This window comes from Mucilaginibacter kameinonensis, from assembly GCF_003675385.1.
Taxonomy (GTDB): domain Bacteria; phylum Bacteroidota; class Bacteroidia; order Sphingobacteriales; family Sphingobacteriaceae; genus Mucilaginibacter; species Mucilaginibacter kameinonensis.
This window is the reverse complement of record NZ_RCWZ01000001.1, coordinates 1,527,340-1,545,375: the sequence shown is the minus strand read 5'-3', so window position 1 is coordinate 1,545,375 and position 18,036 is coordinate 1,527,340. Positions and strand designations below refer to the sequence as shown.

The following is an 18,036-nucleotide window of genomic DNA, read 5'->3' as shown; positions in this document are numbered from 1 at the left end:
AACAGCTAATAATGGGCCTTTTCGGGCTTATAACATGCATATTTTAATTTTTTCCAAATGAAAACGAACATAAAGTTTTTAGTTTTCAGTCTCACGTTAACATTATATCTGGGATTGAGAACGCTGCCTGCCATTGCCCAGGAAAACAATGGTCATGTGCTGAGTATGAAAGAGGCCCTGCAACTTACACTCTCACGGCAGGAATTATTAAAAGCAAAGGCTAATTACGCCAATGCTTCCAAAGAAAATATCACCGCAGCCAGGCGCGATGGATCACCGGATTTCATCCTTTCCGCGCAACAGGGCTATGGTACAATTAATGGCCTCAACGGGCCCCCTTCGGGCATTAACGGATTAATCTCGACTACATCGGGTCCGGTTTCCGCTTCTCAAAATTGGAACGCCGCCTTTGCCGCGCTCTATTCATCAGAAATCAACTGGAATATTTTTTCATTTGGCTTGCAAAAAGCACACGTAGCCGATGCCAAAGGAATTTATGACCGGGATGAAGCCGACCTTGAACAGGAAAAGTTTCAACAACAGGTAAGGGCGGCATCCGCCTATCTGAATTTACTTGATGCACAACGCCTGCATTATTCTGAGAAAGTAAATCTTTCCAGGGTTTCTGCGCTGAGGGAGGTGATCCTCACCCGTACAGTTAATGGCTTAAATGCAGGGGTGGACAGTTCAATCGCTAATGCCCAGTTGTCACAAGCTAAGAATGCATTGACAGACGCGATTGCTTTTGAACAAAAACAGGCTGCCAACCTGGCCATGCAATTAGGCATGACCAAACAGGATTTCCTGTTAGATAGCTTATATATCAATCAACTACCCGCGCAGCTCCCGCAGCGCCCTGTTTATGATATCTCCAATCACCCTCAATTGAGGTTCCTGGCAGAGCGGGTAAAAAGCAGTGAGCTTGATGCTGCCTACCTTTCCAAAACCAGCCTGCCTAAAGTTTCATTTTTTGGCACGTTGCAAGACAGGGGCTCAGGTTTCGGGACAAGCTATAATCCGGCTGATCCCGGCAGTTATAATCAAGGCTACTTTAATGGTATTGCGCCCTTACGGGGAAATTATCTCATTGGAGTAGGTGTTTCCTGGAACCTGTCAAACATGGGCAGGGTTAGTTCCAGGCTCAAGAGCCAGCGCTATTATGCCGATGGACTGACCAACGAATATCACTACCAGGAAACCAACCTTACCAATCAGTTGGAAGAAGGGAATAAGCAATTGGTTAACGCCCTGCAAAAATACCGGGAAGCCCCCATTTTGTTAAAAGCGGCAAGTGACGCTTATGAGCAAAAAAAGACCCTATACAGCAACGGCCTTGCTACTATAGTTGATGTGACGCAAACGCTGTACGACTTGAACCGGGCGGAGACAAACAAGGATATCGCCGGTAACGCGGTATGGCAGGCGCTACTGTATATGGCCGGTTCTTCGGGAAATTTAGACCTATTTATTAACCAATATTAAATACAACGATCATGAATCTTATTCAATCTTCATTAAGGAAGCCAATAACGGTGATTGTCGTTGTAATTGGCGTAGTGCTGGCGGGGATAATTGCCGCCACAAAAATCAATATTGATATTTTTCCGAACATTAACCTGCCTACCATATACGTTTCGCAACCTTACGGGGGCATGTCGCCCCAGCAAATGGAGGGCTTTGTTTCTACCAATTATCAAAACTTATACCTATATGTAAGTGGTATCAAATCAATAGAAACCAATAACATAGAAGGCTTGAGCTTACTCAAGCTGAGTTTTTATGATGGTACAAACATGGCGCAGGCGGCGGCAGAAGTTACCTCGCTTACCAACAGGGCTTTCGCCGAAATGCCTCCGGGAACCCCGCCGCCCATCATTATTCGCTTTGATGCCTCTACGTTACCTGTAGGACAGTTGACTATCAGTAGCTCGAAACGTAGTAACAACGAGCTGCAGGATTTGGCCAGTTTATATGTCAGGCCCAACTTTTCTAAAATTGCCGGTCTAACCTCGCCACCACCTATTGGCGGTAATGCCAGAACTGTTGTTATTAATGTTGACCCAGACCTGATGCGCAGCCATGGTGTAACTGCCGACCAGATCACCGCGGCTATAAAGGATAACAACCATATCTCGCCGGCAGGAACCGTCAGCATCGGGCGTACCTCCTACCTAACACCTTCCAATACCGTATTGAACAAGGTTAAGGACTTTGAAAAAATTCCGCTGCTTTATCAAAATGGAGCAACCATCTATCTTAAAGATGTGGCAAGGGTGGTAGATGGGGCTGATATTACTACCGGCTTTGCTTACATTAATGGTAAAAGAGCGATTTACATCCCCGTAATCAAGGCTTCCAGCGCCTCCACATGGTCGGTAGTGCAGGATTTGAAAAAGGCAATTCCAAATATGCAAAGCCTTTTGCCGCCGGATGTTTCTTTAAAGTTTGAGTTTGATGAGTCCGTTTACGTGATCAACGCGGTAAAAAGTCTTATCAGCGAAGGTGTTACAGGAGCCATCCTGGCAGGATTAATGGTATTGCTGTTTTTACGCGATAAGAGAAGCGCCTTTATCGTAGTGGTGAATATCCCACTTTCTGTAATTATAGGCACACTGGTGTTGAAGCTGTTTGGGCAAACGCTGAACATCATGACGCTGAGCGGTCTTGCGCTGGCTATCGGTATCCTGGTAGATGAGTCGACCGTGACGATTGAAAATATTCACAGGCATATGGAAATGGGCAAGAAAAAGGCCCGCGCCGTAGCCGACGCCTGTGAAGAGATTGCACTGCCAAAACTCCTGATCCTCCTTAGCATCCTGGCAGTTTTTGTGCCTGCCTTTTTCATGACCGGCGTACCCCAGGGCATGTTCCTACCCTTGTCATTAGCAGTAGGATTTTCCATGATAGCAGCATTCCTTTTATCACAAACGCTTGTGCCTGTATTGGCCAACTGGGTACTTAAAGTTCCGAAACATCATGAAGAAAAACCCCAAACAGCGGATAAGCCAAACCGGTTCGACCGGTTTAAGGCAGCCTGCGTGCAAATAGTAAAATGGATGATGAGCCGCAGCCGCGCAAGTGTCGTGCTTTACGTGGCCATTTCTTTCATCATAGTTGGCTTCAGCGTATCCATAATAGGTAAGGATATCCTGCCTAAACTAAACAGCGGGCAATTCCAGGTCCGGATCAGGGCACCACAGGGAACCAGGCTTGAGCAAACCGAAAAAACGATGCTTGAAGCCCAACAGGTATTATATCAAACTGTAGGTAAAAACAATGTTGATATTATATCTGCTTTTGCAGGGCAGCACCCTTCTTCGTTTCCAACTTTGCCGGTCATTTTGTTTATGAGTTCTTCTAACGAGATTGTTATGCAGGTTAACCTGAGCGACAATTACAAGGAAAACATCCAGGATGTTAAGGAAAACCTGCGGAAAGCGCTTCATAAAGCCATGCCGGATGTGACACTATCATTCGAGCCGATTGATTTAACCAGCAAGATCATGAGCCAGGGTTCATCTACACCTGTCGAGATAGCTGTAATTGGTAAAGATATAGCCCAGGGGCAGCAGTATGCAGATACCCTGATATCGCAGTTGAAACAGGTTCCGTTTTTAAGGGATGTGCAACTGAAAGAGCAGTTGAAAAGCCCGGCGATCCATATCAATATTGACCGTGACAAAGTAACACAGATGGGCCTTACCATGACACAGGTTAGCAATTGTATTACCCAGGCCACATCATCCAGCCGCTTTACTGATAAGATTTTATGGCTTGATCAAACCAATGCCAATTCCTATAACGTGCAGGTGGAGATACCGCAACCCGATATGGGCAGCCTTGACGACCTTGCCGAGGTTCCGATATTCAAGAACAGCGCAAGGCCTGTACTCGGCGATGTTTGCACCTTTAACATGCAGCCGATAGTAGGCGAATATGACCGTAAGGGGGCTACACGCTACTTATCAATAATAGCTAATATTTATAATAAAGACCTCGGCTCCGCCTCGGCAGCTGTAAATAAGATCCTGAAAAACAGCAACACACCACCTCGCGGAATTTCGGTAGAGGTAAGGGGATTAACTATCCTGCTTGACCAGACGCTCGCCAGCCTGCAATCCGGTTTGTTGATTACTATTATCGTTTTATTGCTGATGCTGTCTGCAAATTATCAGTCGTTCCGCTTAGGCTTTACTGTTATTACAGCGATACCAGGCGTATTGGTTGGCTCCCTGCTCATTTTGCTTGCAACGGGGTCAAGCCTCAACCTCCAATCATACATGGGTATAATCATGTCTGTCGGGGTTTCTGTTTCCAATGCTATCCTGTTAATTTCTAATGCAGAAGAAATCAGGAAAAGCGGTAAAAATGCCATGGAATCAGCTATTGAAGCGATGGAATTAAGGCTCAGGCCAATCCTGATGACCACCATTGCCATGATTGCGGGCATGATCCCAATGGCAACCGGACTGGGTGAAGCCGGCGGACAAACAGCTCCTTTGGGCAGGGCTGTTATAGGCGGGCTAATTGCATCAACTTTTGTTTCCCTGTTCATTTTGCCGGTAATCTTTTACCTGGTGCAACAAAAGTCAACCACCAACAGTGTTTCGCTCGATCCTGACGACCAGCTAAGTGTATACTTCGATCCTAAAAACTCATAAAAAAAAGAAATCATGAAATCATATCAATATATCCTGTGCATGCTGGCCGGTAGCCTGTTTGCCTCATGCGGAAGTAATCAAAATAAGCAACCTGTGCAAACCATACAAACAACCCCGGTTATCAGGCTTCGGGAAGGTGATCTACATACCAGTATGAGCATTCCAGGTGTGCTTCAACCCTATCAAGCTGTCGACCTTTACGCCAAAGTAAATGGGTTCATCAAAACGATGACGGTAGATATCGGTAGCCAGGTGCATAAGGGCCAGTTGCTCATTACGCTTGAAGCTCCGGAAATGATTGCCGCGCTTAAGCAGTCGCAAGAAGATCTTCATACCAAAGAAGCAATTTATCGCGGTAGTAAAGCTACCTATGACCGGCTTTACAGAACGAGCCGGACCCCGGGCACCATATCACCCAATGACCTTGAACTGGCGCATGCCAAAATGAGTGCCGATAGCGCTTCCCTGCTCGCTGCCAGATCTGCCTACCAACTGTCAGGCGATTTAAAAGATTATCTTGAAGTAAGGGCCCCGTTTGACGGCGTGATCAGCTCACGTAATGTGTATGCGGGAGCTTACGTTACCCCATCAGACAAAAGCTCCAATAAACCGATGCTCACCCTTCAGCAACAAACCAAATTACGGCTGGTTGTAGATGTACCGGAAGCAGCAACAGCTTATTTCACCGATAAGGATACCGTTCATTTTTCGGTAAAGACATTACCAGGGAAGCAATTTGCAGCTGTAGTGAACCGGAAATCGGGAAGTATGGATCAAACACTCAGGACAGAGCAGATGCAGATGGATATTGTTAACAATGACAGGCAGTTATTGCCGGGTATGTTTGCCCAGGTAAGCCTTCAACTCAACAACACACAAAAAACCTTTATTGTGCCTCAAAGCGCAGTGACACAAAACTCACAGCGGGTATTTGTGATAAAGGTTGTTAACAACAAAGCGCAATGGGTTGACGTGCAAAAGGGAAGAGAAACGGCCGACAGCCTCGAAGTTTATGGCAAGCTGCATACAGGCGATATATTGGTTACCAATGCTACCGATGAACTAAAGGAGGGTGCACCGATCAATGTAAAAAGATAAACACCAAATTACCCATCATGAGCCGTTGCTTCATGATGGTTTAAATAAAAAGGCTAATGCGATGTGCATTAGCCTTTTTATTTAGAGAAAGCTTTTCGATCCCTGCAGTAAAATACCCTCCGCTTTAGGGTAATACGGCAGCCCGCTGATCTATTATAAAACGAATCCGCTCGTTGCGGTCAGGCCGTGCAACAGTTGAAATATATGAACTGCCAGGCACAAACTGATAATCGGATTTGAGCGGCTCTATGTCAGTCTGCGAAATTTTAAGGGTTTCAACAGTATAAATTTCACCATTCATATTGGTGCCGTACCAGCTTGGCATTTGCTTTTGTTTCCATGTTACCAGGGTATAATATGCGCCGGGCAACTGCTTCGCAACCGGGTAATTGGCTGCACACAGCGCAATATCATTTCCATAAAGCATTAGGATATTACCTTTTTTATTGTCGATCAATGAACAAATAGGTTTCTGGTTTTTAACCTCATATAGATATTCGGGGGCCAGCACAGCATTCTTTTTTTGCTGACAGGCCCCACATAGCAGCGCTACAGATAATGTGCATGAAATTACTTTCAACATGATCTTATATTTTAGTTTACAGATTAGTGATTTATTTGGTGGGAACATTAAAGACGAAATCGCTTTCAGGAGCCAGTAACCTATGGCAATTGATACAGGTCCTGTCAAAAATCGCGGTTTTTCCGTATGGCTTCAGTCCGAACCCATCGAATTTGGCAAATCCCCAACCTTCGGTCGCCGCATATTTCCTACTATCCTTTACCATAACCTGCACATTTTGAAAATTGCCGGGCCTTACTATGCCATCGCTGCTTTCCTGCTGCTTGCCCCAAACGGCTTTAACCATTATAGCTCCATCCGGGAAAGGCATTTTTTTTGATTTTATAGCATTGTACATAATAGCATTGGCGTATACTACACGCATACTTCCGCCATCATATTTATCTGTTACACTGATGATCCTCCAATTTTTATAATCAGCGTAGTAAGGAACGCCATTTAGGGAAACGGGAATTTGCGACGGCTTTGCATCAGCCAGTTTTGAGGTAATAGTGTCCGGCTTCACAATTCTGGCTGTATCAACTTTATGCCTTCCGGGTAGCGTATTAACATACTTTTTAAGTATTGCAAGATCTGACGCTGATACCCGCGAACCGCTATGCAGCAGGCTATAACGGCTAAGTGGCATTTTCCCTTCCTCTATGGCATTAACCATTTCCCATAACAATAGTTCCTGTATTACAGGCGGGTTCTTGTCCCACTCAGAAAAATTAAATCGTGACCGGCCTTCCCTGATGTCATGTGCAACAAAAAAAGAGGCCGGTGCGATCCGGCCGTACCATGCCGGATCAGCAGCGTTAGAATGGCAATCATAGCAGGCCTGTTTTAAAATCCGGGTAACCTCTTCCGGGGCAGATATTTCCTTTGTCGCCGGAGGATTAACAATAGCCGGCGATGCAGACTGCAGTAAAATAAAACCGCCTGCCAATGCACTGATAATAAAAACAACTCTGCGGTTTGCTATTGGGTGTGTTTTTTTCATAACAATTTGTTTTTCACTTTATACCACCGGCGAAAGAGCCGGTGGTATAAAATGCTGTACGGGTTACTTTGCTAAATTGTCGACTTCTACAATGGCATCTGCAAAAGCTTGAGGTGCTTCCTGTGGCAGATCATGACCTATGCCTCCGTTAATGGTATGGTGTACGTACTTGCCTTTAAACTTATTGGCGTATTGTGACGGGTCAGGATGTGGCGCTCCGTTAGCATCGCCTTCAAGCGTTACTGTTGGCACTCCAATAGCCGGAGCCGCGGCAAGTTTCTTTTCAAGCGCATCGTATTTCGGTTCGCCCTGGGTAAGGCCCAGCCTCCAGCGGTAGTTATCAATAACCACTTTAACGTGATCCGGATTATTAAATGCCTGGGCAGCCTGCTCGTAGGTTGAATCACTGAAGTTCCATTTAGGAGAGGCCAACTGCCAGATCAGCTTATTGAATGCAGCAGTGTTAGCCGCGTATCCGGCAGCGCCCCGCTCTGTTGCGAAATAGAATTGGTACCACCATGCAAACTCGGCCTTAGGAGGAAGTGGCGCTTTATTACTGGCCTGGCTTCCGATCAGGTAACCACTTACCGATACCAAACCTTTTACCCGTTCCGGCCATATCGCGGCAATGATATCGGCAGTACGTGCTCCCCAGTCATAGCCGCCCAGGATTGCCTTTTTAATTTTCAGGGCATCCATAAATGCTAAAATATCTTCTGCTACGGCCGCCTGTTGTCCGTTACGTTTAGTTGAGGCCGAAAGGAAGGTGGTGGTACCATAACCACGCAGATATGGCACCAGCACATGGTACCCTTTTGCAGCAAGGATATTTGTTACCTCGTTATAACTGGATATATCATAAGGCCAGCCATGCAGGAGTATTACGGCTTCCCCGCTGGCAGGACCTGCTTCAATATAACCCACATTTAACAACCCGGCCTTTACCTGTTTGATTGGTGCGGATTGATTTATTACTTGTGTACTGTTAACATTTGCAATCCCTGCCTTGCCCTGACCTGCATACGCGGAGTCAAAGCTCATTAGCGGCAATGCTACAAAAAGCAGTTTCATTTTAGCCCACAGGCTGTTGCGTTTTCTCAATGGTAATTTGTTCATGATAGTAGTTTTTAAATTAAATTTTATGTAATATTTTTCACTTAAGCTAAAGTATAGGGGCCTCCAAAGCATAGGAAAGAGGATTCGTTGAATCGGCAAATACAATCGTTAAACAACTGCTTTAATAATGACCGGGAGCCGATAGATATCGATAGCCGATCGGAACTCATTATTCAAAAGCTATCTGAGGAAAAGACGCAATTTAAAATCAGCCTCAGAAAATAGCCTCCATTATTTTCATCACATAAAAACACCTTTAACGACACGTTTTGCCTGTTCACCGAACACAGTCAGCCAATTTTTTACGGCACCCCGGAATTTAACGACACGTACTGCCCGTTCATCGAATGTTGTCAAGAATGCAATCTCCGACTCCGGAATTTTACAACGTCTTCGAAAAACAAAAGACATTCAATTTATGGAAACTACAAGACGTGAATTTCTTTCAACAGCATCATTAACAGCTATGGGCGCTGCCGTACTTGCAACAGGACTTGGTACACTTATGCCTGAAAAGGCTAAAGCCGCGCTAAGCAAACCGGGGACAAAAGGACAGGCCAAAGCTGAAACCGAACTGGAGGATTTTGTTTACGATATAGAAAATGGCAGCACCGGTTACCAGGGAGCAGGTGGTTCGGCCAAAGAAGCAACTGTAGAAGAGTTCCCGGTTTCGCAAAGCATCGCCGGTGTTTCCATGTACCTTAAGCCGGGAGCTTTCCGCGAAATGCACTGGCATTCCATTGCTGCCGAGTGGGCTTATATATTGGACGGCGCGGTAAGGACAACCGTAATTACCCCCGACGGCACCACCTCAACCGATGATTTTGAAAAAGGGGATATTTGGTTTTTCCCTAAAGGCCATGGGCATATGCTGCAATGTTTGGGCGATAAGCCTTGCCATTTCCTGTTGGGTTTCGATAATGGTCATTTTTCGGAATTCGGTACGTTTAGCGTAACCGATTGGATAAGCCATGTTTCGCCGGCTATTATGGCTAAAAACACCGGGCTACCAACCAGCTTTTTTGCAGGCCTGCCTAAAAAGGAGCTTTATATTGGCTTAGGAAAAATCGCGGTGAAACCCCGGCCAAAAAATATTAACCCTGCTATTCCGTTCAGCAACTCCATGCATAAATTCAGTATGGAAAAAGAAGGCATTTTTCAAGAATTTAAAGGTGGTTCGGTAAAGCTTGTTTCATCGCTGGAGTTCCCGATTCAAAATACCATTACATCTATGCGCATGAATATTGAACCCGGAGCCATACGTGAACTGCACTGGCACCCAAACGCCGACGAATGGCAATATGTAATGGAAGGAAAAGGAGAGTTAAGCATTTTTGGCTCGCATGGCCGGGTAAAAACCATGCCTTATCATAAAGGAATGGTTGGCTTTATTAAACAAGGATACGGCCACTTCATTGAAAATACCGGAACCGAAACCCTGAAACTGATCATATTATTCAACAGCCCCGTTTACCAGGAAATTTCGATGAACGATTGGTTAAACTCAAACCCGCCCCAATTAATTGCCGATCATTTTGGCATGACACTGGAACAAGCGGCATCGCTCATCAACCACCAGAATGGTATTTATTAAGCCTATTTAATTATAAGAATCATGAATTTATTACAGCCAGAACATATCCTGCTTATCGTATTCGCCATGTTGTTATTATTTGGCGGGAAGAAAGTGCCGGAGTTAATGAAAGGCCTTGGCACAGGGATTAAAGAATTTAAAGACGCACAAAACGGGATCTCGACGGAATCCAAAATTGTAACAGAAAAAGCAAGAGATGGACATGAAAGTGTTTAAACCCATCACCCGGAAAAGCGGCAAAAAATGGGTATAAGTCCGCTTTTCCATTTGCCTTACACATTTAACTAACTATTCATAAACTCGGTAGGGTTTTTCCCGTACTGTTTTTTAAACTCTTTACTAAAATATTTCCTGTCGCTAAAACCAACCATATAGGCCACTTCATTAACGGTATAGCGTTTGGTATTGAGCAAGATCCCCGCATGGTTCATTTTAACAGATTTAATGAAATCATTGACAGACAGACCGGTGAGCGCATCCAGCTTTTTGTATAATACAGGCTGACTCATACCTATCTCGCTGGCCAGTTCAGGAACGCCGAAAGCTAAATTATCAAGTTCGTGCTCAACGATCCGAACCAGCTTATTGATAAACTCATTATCTATTGTATCAACCAAAGCTTTTGTTGCCCGGATATTTTTTTCAGAACCGGCATCCCAAATAGGGTCAGGAGTAGCGGTGATCTGCCCTTTGAATGCTTTCCGGATCCTCTCGCTTGCGTTTAGCAGGTTGTTAACCTGAAGCAGCAGCACTTCAATACTGAAAGGTTTGGTCAGATAAACGTCGGCGCCCATTTTAAGGCCTTCTATATGATTTACGCCCGATGCCTTGGCGGTTAACAGGATAACCGGGATATGATTAGTCCTTTGATCTTCCTTAATGTGATGACATAAGGTAAAGCCATCCATCTCCGGCATCATTACATCGCTTATAACAAGATCCGGGATCTGCTCCTTCGCGGCCTCCCAGCCTTTCACACCATTTTCGCAGCTGATCACCTCATAGTGCTGCCGCAAAAATTCAACAATAAATGAACGCACCTCGGGGTTATCCTCAACAAGTAAGATAGTCTGCTTCTTGTCTTTTGAAGATTTAGGCAAATCAACCAATTCAGCCGCGGGTGTAACAGAACCATCACCCAACGCAGGCCGTTGTACCTTCAGAAAATCATTGACGGACGTTCTCTGCAAATCGGCCGGTTTAAAATGACCAGCACCCTTACGCAGGCTAACGACAAACGAGGTCCTGTTACCTGAAGCGGCTACTTTACTTTCTACAGAAATAGACCCTTTATGCAGTTCAATAATACTTTTTGACAATGCAAGCCCGATACCGTAACCTGTATTTTGTTTACCCTGGTCATTTTCCTGGAAATAGTTTTCAAATAAATTCTTCAGGTTTTCGGGGGCAATTCCTTTACCGTTATCGGCCACAGTAATGGTTACATTGTCTTTCCCCTCCTCTACCAGAATATTAATATAACCGCCGCTGCCGGTAAACTTGAAGGCATTATGCAGCAGGTTAAAAAACACTTTTTCCAACTGTATTTTATCAAAATAAAGCGGAATAACATCGACGGAAGCAATCAGGTCAATTGTGATATTGGCCGATACCGCGTGATCATAAAAAGAGTTATAAATTTCTGATATGGTAGCTACAATATTATGCTCCACGATATGCAACTTCAGGTTCCCGGTTTCTGCCTTTCTGAAATCCATCAGTTCATTAACCAATTGCAGCAGACTGTCTGAGTTTTTCTTGATGATATGCAGCTGCCGGGTTTGCGCGCCGCCCTTTTCTTCGAGGATCATCTTTTCAACCGGGCCGAATATCAGGGACAGATGCGTGCGGATTTCGTGCGAAATATTGGTGAAAAAATTAAGCTTTAGATGGGTGAGCTCTTTATCCCGCCGTAACAGTGCCCTTAATATGATGAAACGTACCAATAAAAATACGATGCTGCCGATAAACAACAGGTACAAACCATAAGCCCAGATGGTTTCCCAAAAAGGAGGCAATACTTTAATATGTAACACAACCGCCTTGCCCCAAACACCATCGTTGTTTGAGCCCTTTGCAAAAAATGTATAGCTCCCAGGCGAGAGGTTGGTATATGGCGCCGATGGAATATCGGTATGCACCCAATCTTTATCAAAAGGCTCCAGCTTGTAGGCATACCTGTTTTTATCAGATTTGATATAATTGAGCGCTGCAAAATCAATGGTGAACACATTTTGGGCATGTGAAAAAACCACATTTTGCGTAAGGCTGATATCCTTTGAAAGCAGGTTATCCGCCTGGTTGATCCCTACCGTTTTGTTAAATAGCTTTAATGAGGTAATAATTACCGGGGGAGGGATCGTGTTATCTTCAATTTTTGAAGGAAAGAAGCTGCTTAAGCCGTTAAGCCCGCCAAAAAGCATTTCGCCGTCACTTGTTTTGCAACCTGAGTTAATATTAAATGTATTGCCACCCAGGCCATCGTTTTTACTGTAGTTTTTAAAGGTTTGCGAGGCGATGGAAAATTTGGACAAACCGTTACCTGTACCCATCCACAGGTTGTTTTTTTCATCCTCCAAAATGCTGAGTACATTGTTATTGGTTAACCCTTCCCTTTCAGTATATGCTGTAAATTTTTCGAGAGCGGTATCATACAGGGCGAGCCCGCCATAATAAGATCCCACCCAGATCCTTCTTTTGGTATCCTGGTAAATACAGTTAATATCGGTCGACTTAAGGCCCTGCTCCTTTTTGTAAACCGTTATTTTATTGTGGCCAGAATCTGTTTTATATAAACCGCTTGCAGTGGCAATCCAGATATTTAAATCCATATCCTCTAAAAAGGCCAATACCGATTTTTTGCCGATTTTGCTGATCACAGGTAAATCAACACGTTGCAACAACGCATTACTTTGACGAAAAATAAGCAGTCCGTTTTGTGTGCCCACCCAAAGATTACCTTTTGAATCGTGCAGGAGGCTAAGCACTTCTGAGCCAAGCGTCACTGGGTCATTTTCCTTATACAGAAAACGTTTAAAGCTACGGCTTGCCGGGTTAAACAGATTTAAGCCACCGCCATGGGTACCTACCCATACATTCCTGTCTTTATCAATATAAACCACTTTCACCAGGTCTGATCCAAGCGATGTGGGGTCATTTATCTTGTTTTGATAGGTAGTAACAACATCTGCCTTGCGGTCAAAATAGTTCAGGCCGCCCCCTTCTGTGCCAATCCACAGGTTGTGCCTGTCATCCTCGGCAACTGCGCTTACCACATTGTTGTTAATGGCCGAATGATAATGTACAGTTTGATAAGTTAAAAACGTTGTGTTAGGGTTGGATACCATGTTGATACCTCCCCAATAGGTACCAATCCAAACCGTGTTTGAATTATCGATAAAAACACTGTAAATAGAATTTTGACTTAAACTGTTCTTATCCTCCGGATCATGCCTGTAGGTTACGAATTGCCTGGTCAGAGGATCTAAAATATTGAGCCCGCTTTGCGTACCTATCCAGATCTTCCCCGATTTTTCGGGCTGAAGGATCCTGATATTATTATTGGCAGGCCCCTTAGTACCATTGTTAGCAAAAAAATGAGTAAAAGTTTCTGAATTGCTGTTATAAAGGTTCACGCCGCCGTGCAATGTGCCTATCCATAAGTTATTCGCGGCATCTTCGGTAATGGTGGTTACATAATTATCGCTCAGGCTATTGGCTGCATTGTCATTATGCTTATACATTTTATAGGTGTACCGGCCCTTAAACTCTTCCATTTTACTAAGCCCGGCAGATGAACCCATCCAATAATTACCGCTATGGTCCTGGTATATGGTATGAACATTGGTACCATATAAACCGGCAACCGAATCGGGCACAGAGATAGAGCTAAACTCGCCGGTCGGCTTTGAAAAACGATACAGCCCATCAGACGACCAGACCCACATGTTTTTGTGTTTATCCTCGTAAACCGCACTTATAATTTCAGGGCCGGCAACGTGCCGGTTTAGCTTAACCCGTTCAAAACTATCAGTTTCGGGATTATATTTGTTTAAACCGTTGCGTGTGCCCACCCAAAGCGCCTGGTGCGAATCGACGACGAGCGATGTAATATAATCGGACGAAATACTTGAGCGGTCGGCAGGCTCATTTTTATAGATCTTAAAGCCCCTGGTATTGTATTTATTAAGCCCATGCTGCGTACCATACCACATAAAGCCCCGGCTATCCTGAACTATAGCTAAAACAGAATTTTGAGATAAGCCATTATCTACCGTCAGGTTTTCAAATGCTATGCGCTGACCATAGGCAGATAGTGAAATAAATATGCAAAACAGGAATGTGGTTATAATTAGTTTCATCTCGCCGCCCGGAAAATAAAACTAATTAAATTTATCTTACTTACCCAACACCTATGCATTTATCATCGGGGCCCATTTGAAATATATGACTGGTATAAACTTTCAGGGAAACCCGGCACCAATGCCCTGAGCTTTTCTGGCAGGTACATCCACGGAAAAGATTTGCTTTTTGGAGATGTTTTTGGGCGATTGGATTTCACGTTGGCCGAGCTTTTTAAGTTGGTCAGATTATCTAAGCCAATAATATTACCGGCAAATACATTATTATTAAAATAAACCTTGCTGTACTGCTTTGGCGATTTTGTAAAAACACCGTAGTTTTTACCGGCAAATAAAAAATAATTATCATCAAAGCTCACATGATCGGGGATGCCGTTTTCAATATCCGTGACCTCGGTTGTGTATTTCGGGCCATCGTTATAAAAGATATTTCCTTTTACTATCGTGCTATCAGTTACCCCGGCAAAATTAAAAAGCCGTTTACGGTTCAATCCATCATTTACACTTAAGTTATATTGAATGATATTGCCGGTAGTCATCACATTATCTTTATTGATAAGATCAGATATCACCAGCATAAACCCACCCTCGTTGTCATGGCTATAATTGTACTGGATAATGGTATTCCTGCTGTTGCCGTCGATATCAAAAGATTGCCCGTCGTTGGCCCAGTTATCATTTTGCGTGTAGGCTACTTCATTGTATTGTATAACCGTATTATCGCTGCTGTGCGGCCAAATGGCCACCGCGTTATCCTTTGCCCTGGTGCGGGTGCGAAACAGCTTGTTATGTTCAATCATGGCGGTATCAAAAGCCTTAACTACGATACCATCGCCGCCAATATCGTCAAGCAGGCAATTACGGATCACCAGGTACTTGTTCGGGAACCATTTTGTCCTGACGGAGAACGTACCGTTACCACGAATACCGTTGCGGTCAACCCGCTCCACTTTACAATTCTCTATCAGTAAATGTTCAATATTGCTTGGCTTTGGCCCCTGGCAATCCCAAAAGATGCCATATCCTTCGGCCGATCCTTTTTTATTATCACCATTAATATCATGAATGTACAAATTGGCAAGCCTGATATTATGTAAGGTGCCTATATCTTCGGCTAATATCCGTACCCCTGTAGGCCCTGTTTTTTGAAAAGGAACAGTGCTGTCAAAATTTGATAATGCCAGATATTCCACCACAATGTTTTGCAGGTTCTTTAACAAAACCGCGTCTTTAAAATGACCGTTTGCCTTAATCTCGGGCAGGGCGCCCGTTCCGAAAGCGCCGAAAACAACCGGGGCTTTTGCTGTGCCCGATCCCATCGGTGTTAATTGCCCTTCCCATATGCCACCCTTTTTGAATAAGATACTGTCCCCGGCTTCAAAAACCTGTTTGTTTACCCTGTTTAATGAACGCCAGGCCTTACCGGCACTACGACCATCAAAGTTATCATCACCTTTTTTATCATCGATATAATAGGTACCACCAAAAACTTTTAATACAGCGCTGCTACATAAAAACAGCATTAGTAATTTCTTCATACAATTTATTTATATACAATGGCTTAATTCTCCAGTGTCCATTCGCAGGAATCTTCCAGCAAACGCCCGTCAACATTGCTGCTTACTTCAATTTTATTTTTCCCCTTTTGCAGGGTAATGTTATCCCATATTGTGGTGTGAAAATCATTGGCCTTACCGCCTTTTACGGCAACACCGTTCAGCATCAGTTTCACATTTGGTTTGGTGCTGTATACTTTAACGGCGGTTGCCTGCTGATGCCTAACAGTGTTCCTCCGGTCGGTAATATATAACATAGGCTCGGTATTCCAGTTAGCTTTATAAAAGTAGAAGGCATCCTTTTTAACCGCCCTGTTATATGTTACCAGGCCTTTATCATTGATACCATCGGCATCGCCTTCGGTACGGACAGACGAACCAAAATCGGCCAGCGCCCATACAAACTTGCCCCATACAAAGGGTCGCTTATAAAGCTCCTGCCAGTTAACCTCATGATAACGGGTTTGCCATTCTTCGGGGTGAAATTTTCCATCGGCGTCTGGCTTGTCTTTATTTTCGGCATGTTTAAACGGACTGCCACCTGCTCCGTATTCGCTTACGGCAAATGGTTTCTGCGGATAGTCATGATGTGTTTTATCTGCCCATACGCCAATTTGCTTAAACTCGCCATCGTACCATCCGTAGTATTTGTTCCAGGCAATAATATCTGATACCTGGTTAAACTGGCTGCCATCTAAAAAGGTAGCGGCAGTAGTTAAACGGGTAGAGTCTTCCTGCTTAGCCAATTCATTCAACTGCTTTAAAAATGGTACAGGGTCATCATGATCAAGCTTTAACTCGTTGAATAAACCCCAGAAACAAATAGCAGGGTGATTATAATTTTGACGGATCATTTCTGTTAATACCTGCCTCGCCTGGCTTTCCAAAGCCGGATTTTTTAAATAGCCTGCACCAGTGTACCCTCCCGGACCAACAAAGGGAATTTCAGACCATACCACCATGCCATTCCTGTCGCAGAGGTCATAGAAATATTTACCATGTGGATAGTGAGTTAAGCGGATAGCCGTAGCTCCTATCTCTTTAATCAGCTCCATATCTTTATTCAGATCTACACTGTCAACGGCTGAAGCTTTACCTTCCACATCTTCATGAAAACCAACGCCATGCAAATCGAGGTATTTGCCGTTTAAGATAAATCCTTTGTCCGCGTCAACCCGGTAAGTTCTGAACCCTAAAGGCTGGGTAACCTGGTCAATAACCACCTCATTGTTCATGAGGCTTACATTCACGGTATACAAATAAGGATCGGCCTTACCGTTCCATAAATGAGGCTGCTTTAAATTTATAGTTTGGTTGCATTGCTGCTTGTTGCTAATGCTGTTTGTGGTAGATGCAATGATATTTTTGCCGGCATCCAAGATATCAGTCCTAAGCTTTAAATCCCCTGTGTTATGTACCGATAATTTGGTCGTGATATTTACTTCCGCTGTTTTATCAGATAAGATTTTCGGCGTCAGATACACCCCGGGTGAAGCATAATCCAATGGAGAAATACAATCTTTAGATGTTACCAGTAAAGACACCGGCCGGTGAATACCTCCGTACACGTTAAAATCGCCGCAGAGCGGCAACACATCCGTTCTGTAAGCATTGCTTACCTGTACTTCAATATTATTAGTCTCACCCGGCTTAACCCAATCAGTTATCTCGATACAAAAAGCCGTATAGCCACCCTTGTGCTCCGTAATAAAATGTCGGTTTATCAAAACCGCAGCAACGCTGTTCGCCCCTTCAAAATACAGAAACAGCCTTTTGTTTTTCCAGCTTTCCTTTACTAAAAAGTTTTTTTCATAGATACCGGCTTCCCTTGCATAATTGGCCTTGCCTTTTAGTACATCACCGGCATTCCAGGTATGGGGCAGGGTTACGTTGATCTTTTCAGGCTGTTTCCGGATATCATAAGCAAAGTGAAACTTCCAGTCGCTGTTGAAATTGAAGACCTGCCGGCCATCGATGGCGCCGATCTGAGCAAATGAATAATTTGTACAGATCAGCAACAGTAAAAAAAGATATAAATATTTTGATAATAGTTTATTCATAAAGCACAAGAAGGTAAACCGGCCC

11 protein-coding genes are annotated in these 18,036 nt (G+C 44.1%); 5 read left to right on the top strand and 6 right to left on the bottom strand.

Features of this window, described 5'->3' with window-relative positions:
- Positions 1-57 precede the first annotated feature (57 nt).
- The 3 genes from EAH55_RS06840 to EAH55_RS06830 are packed head-to-tail and all read left to right on the top strand — an operon-like array spanning position 58 to position 5,759.
- A complete protein-coding gene (locus EAH55_RS06840) occupies positions 58-1,482 on the top strand; it encodes a TolC family protein (protein ID WP_121808958.1) in 1,425 nt (474 codons plus the stop codon).
- Between the two features lie 11 nt (positions 1,483-1,493).
- Positions 1,494-4,661, top strand: coding sequence for an efflux RND transporter permease subunit (locus tag EAH55_RS06835; RefSeq protein ID WP_121808957.1), 3,168 nt, complete (start codon positions 1,494-1,496; stop codon positions 4,659-4,661).
- A gap of 12 nt (positions 4,662-4,673) precedes the next feature.
- Positions 4,674-5,759, top strand: a complete 1,086-nt coding sequence (locus EAH55_RS06830; protein ID WP_121808956.1) for an efflux RND transporter periplasmic adaptor subunit — start codon at positions 4,674-4,676, stop codon at positions 5,757-5,759.
- Positions 5,760-5,883: 124 nt separating this feature from the next.
- Here EAH55_RS06830 and EAH55_RS06825 read toward each other — a convergent pair whose 3' ends face one another.
- The 3 genes from EAH55_RS06825 to EAH55_RS06815 all read right to left on the bottom strand — a co-directional run bounded on the left by EAH55_RS06825 (position 5,884) and on the right by EAH55_RS06815 (position 8,440).
- On the bottom strand, positions 5,884-6,342 hold the full coding sequence (locus EAH55_RS06825) for a hypothetical protein (protein WP_121808955.1): 459 nt from the start codon (positions 6,340-6,342) through the stop codon (positions 5,884-5,886).
- A gap of 31 nt (positions 6,343-6,373) precedes the next feature.
- Positions 6,374-7,324 (bottom strand): heme-binding domain-containing protein, encoded by a 951-nt coding sequence (locus EAH55_RS06820; protein WP_121808954.1) that lies wholly within the window; start codon positions 7,322-7,324, stop codon positions 6,374-6,376.
- 63 nt (positions 7,325-7,387) lie between these two features.
- A complete protein-coding gene (locus EAH55_RS06815; RefSeq protein WP_208644803.1) occupies positions 7,388-8,440 on the bottom strand; it encodes an alpha/beta fold hydrolase in 1,053 nt (350 codons plus the stop codon).
- A gap of 418 nt (positions 8,441-8,858) precedes the next feature.
- Between EAH55_RS06815 and EAH55_RS06810 the strand changes: the two genes are divergently transcribed.
- Together EAH55_RS06810 and EAH55_RS06805 are read left to right on the top strand one after the other, a co-directional pair.
- A complete protein-coding gene (locus EAH55_RS06810; protein ID WP_121808953.1) occupies positions 8,859-10,034 on the top strand; it encodes a cupin domain-containing protein in 1,176 nt (391 codons plus the stop codon).
- 21 nt (positions 10,035-10,055) lie between these two features.
- Positions 10,056-10,250, top strand: coding sequence for a Sec-independent protein translocase subunit TatA/TatB (locus tag EAH55_RS06805; protein ID WP_121808952.1), 195 nt, complete (start codon positions 10,056-10,058; stop codon positions 10,248-10,250).
- 68 nt (positions 10,251-10,318) lie between these two features.
- Here the strand turns inward: EAH55_RS06805 and EAH55_RS06800 are convergent, their stop codons facing one another.
- The 3 genes from EAH55_RS06800 to EAH55_RS06790 all read right to left on the bottom strand — a co-directional run bounded on the left by EAH55_RS06800 (position 10,319) and on the right by EAH55_RS06790 (position 18,011).
- Entirely contained in the window at positions 10,319-14,395 is a 4,077-nt protein-coding gene (locus EAH55_RS06800; protein WP_121808951.1) for a hybrid sensor histidine kinase/response regulator transcription factor, read from the bottom strand.
- Between the two features lie 62 nt (positions 14,396-14,457).
- Positions 14,458-15,933 (bottom strand): right-handed parallel beta-helix repeat-containing protein, encoded by a 1,476-nt coding sequence (locus EAH55_RS06795; protein WP_162996769.1) that lies wholly within the window; start codon positions 15,931-15,933, stop codon positions 14,458-14,460.
- A gap of 23 nt (positions 15,934-15,956) precedes the next feature.
- Positions 15,957-18,011 carry a glycoside hydrolase family 2 protein gene (locus tag EAH55_RS06790; RefSeq protein ID WP_121808949.1) on the bottom strand — a complete coding sequence of 685 codons (2,055 nt, stop codon included), beginning with the start codon at positions 18,009-18,011 and terminating at the stop codon, positions 15,957-15,959.
- Positions 18,012-18,036 lie beyond the last annotated feature (25 nt).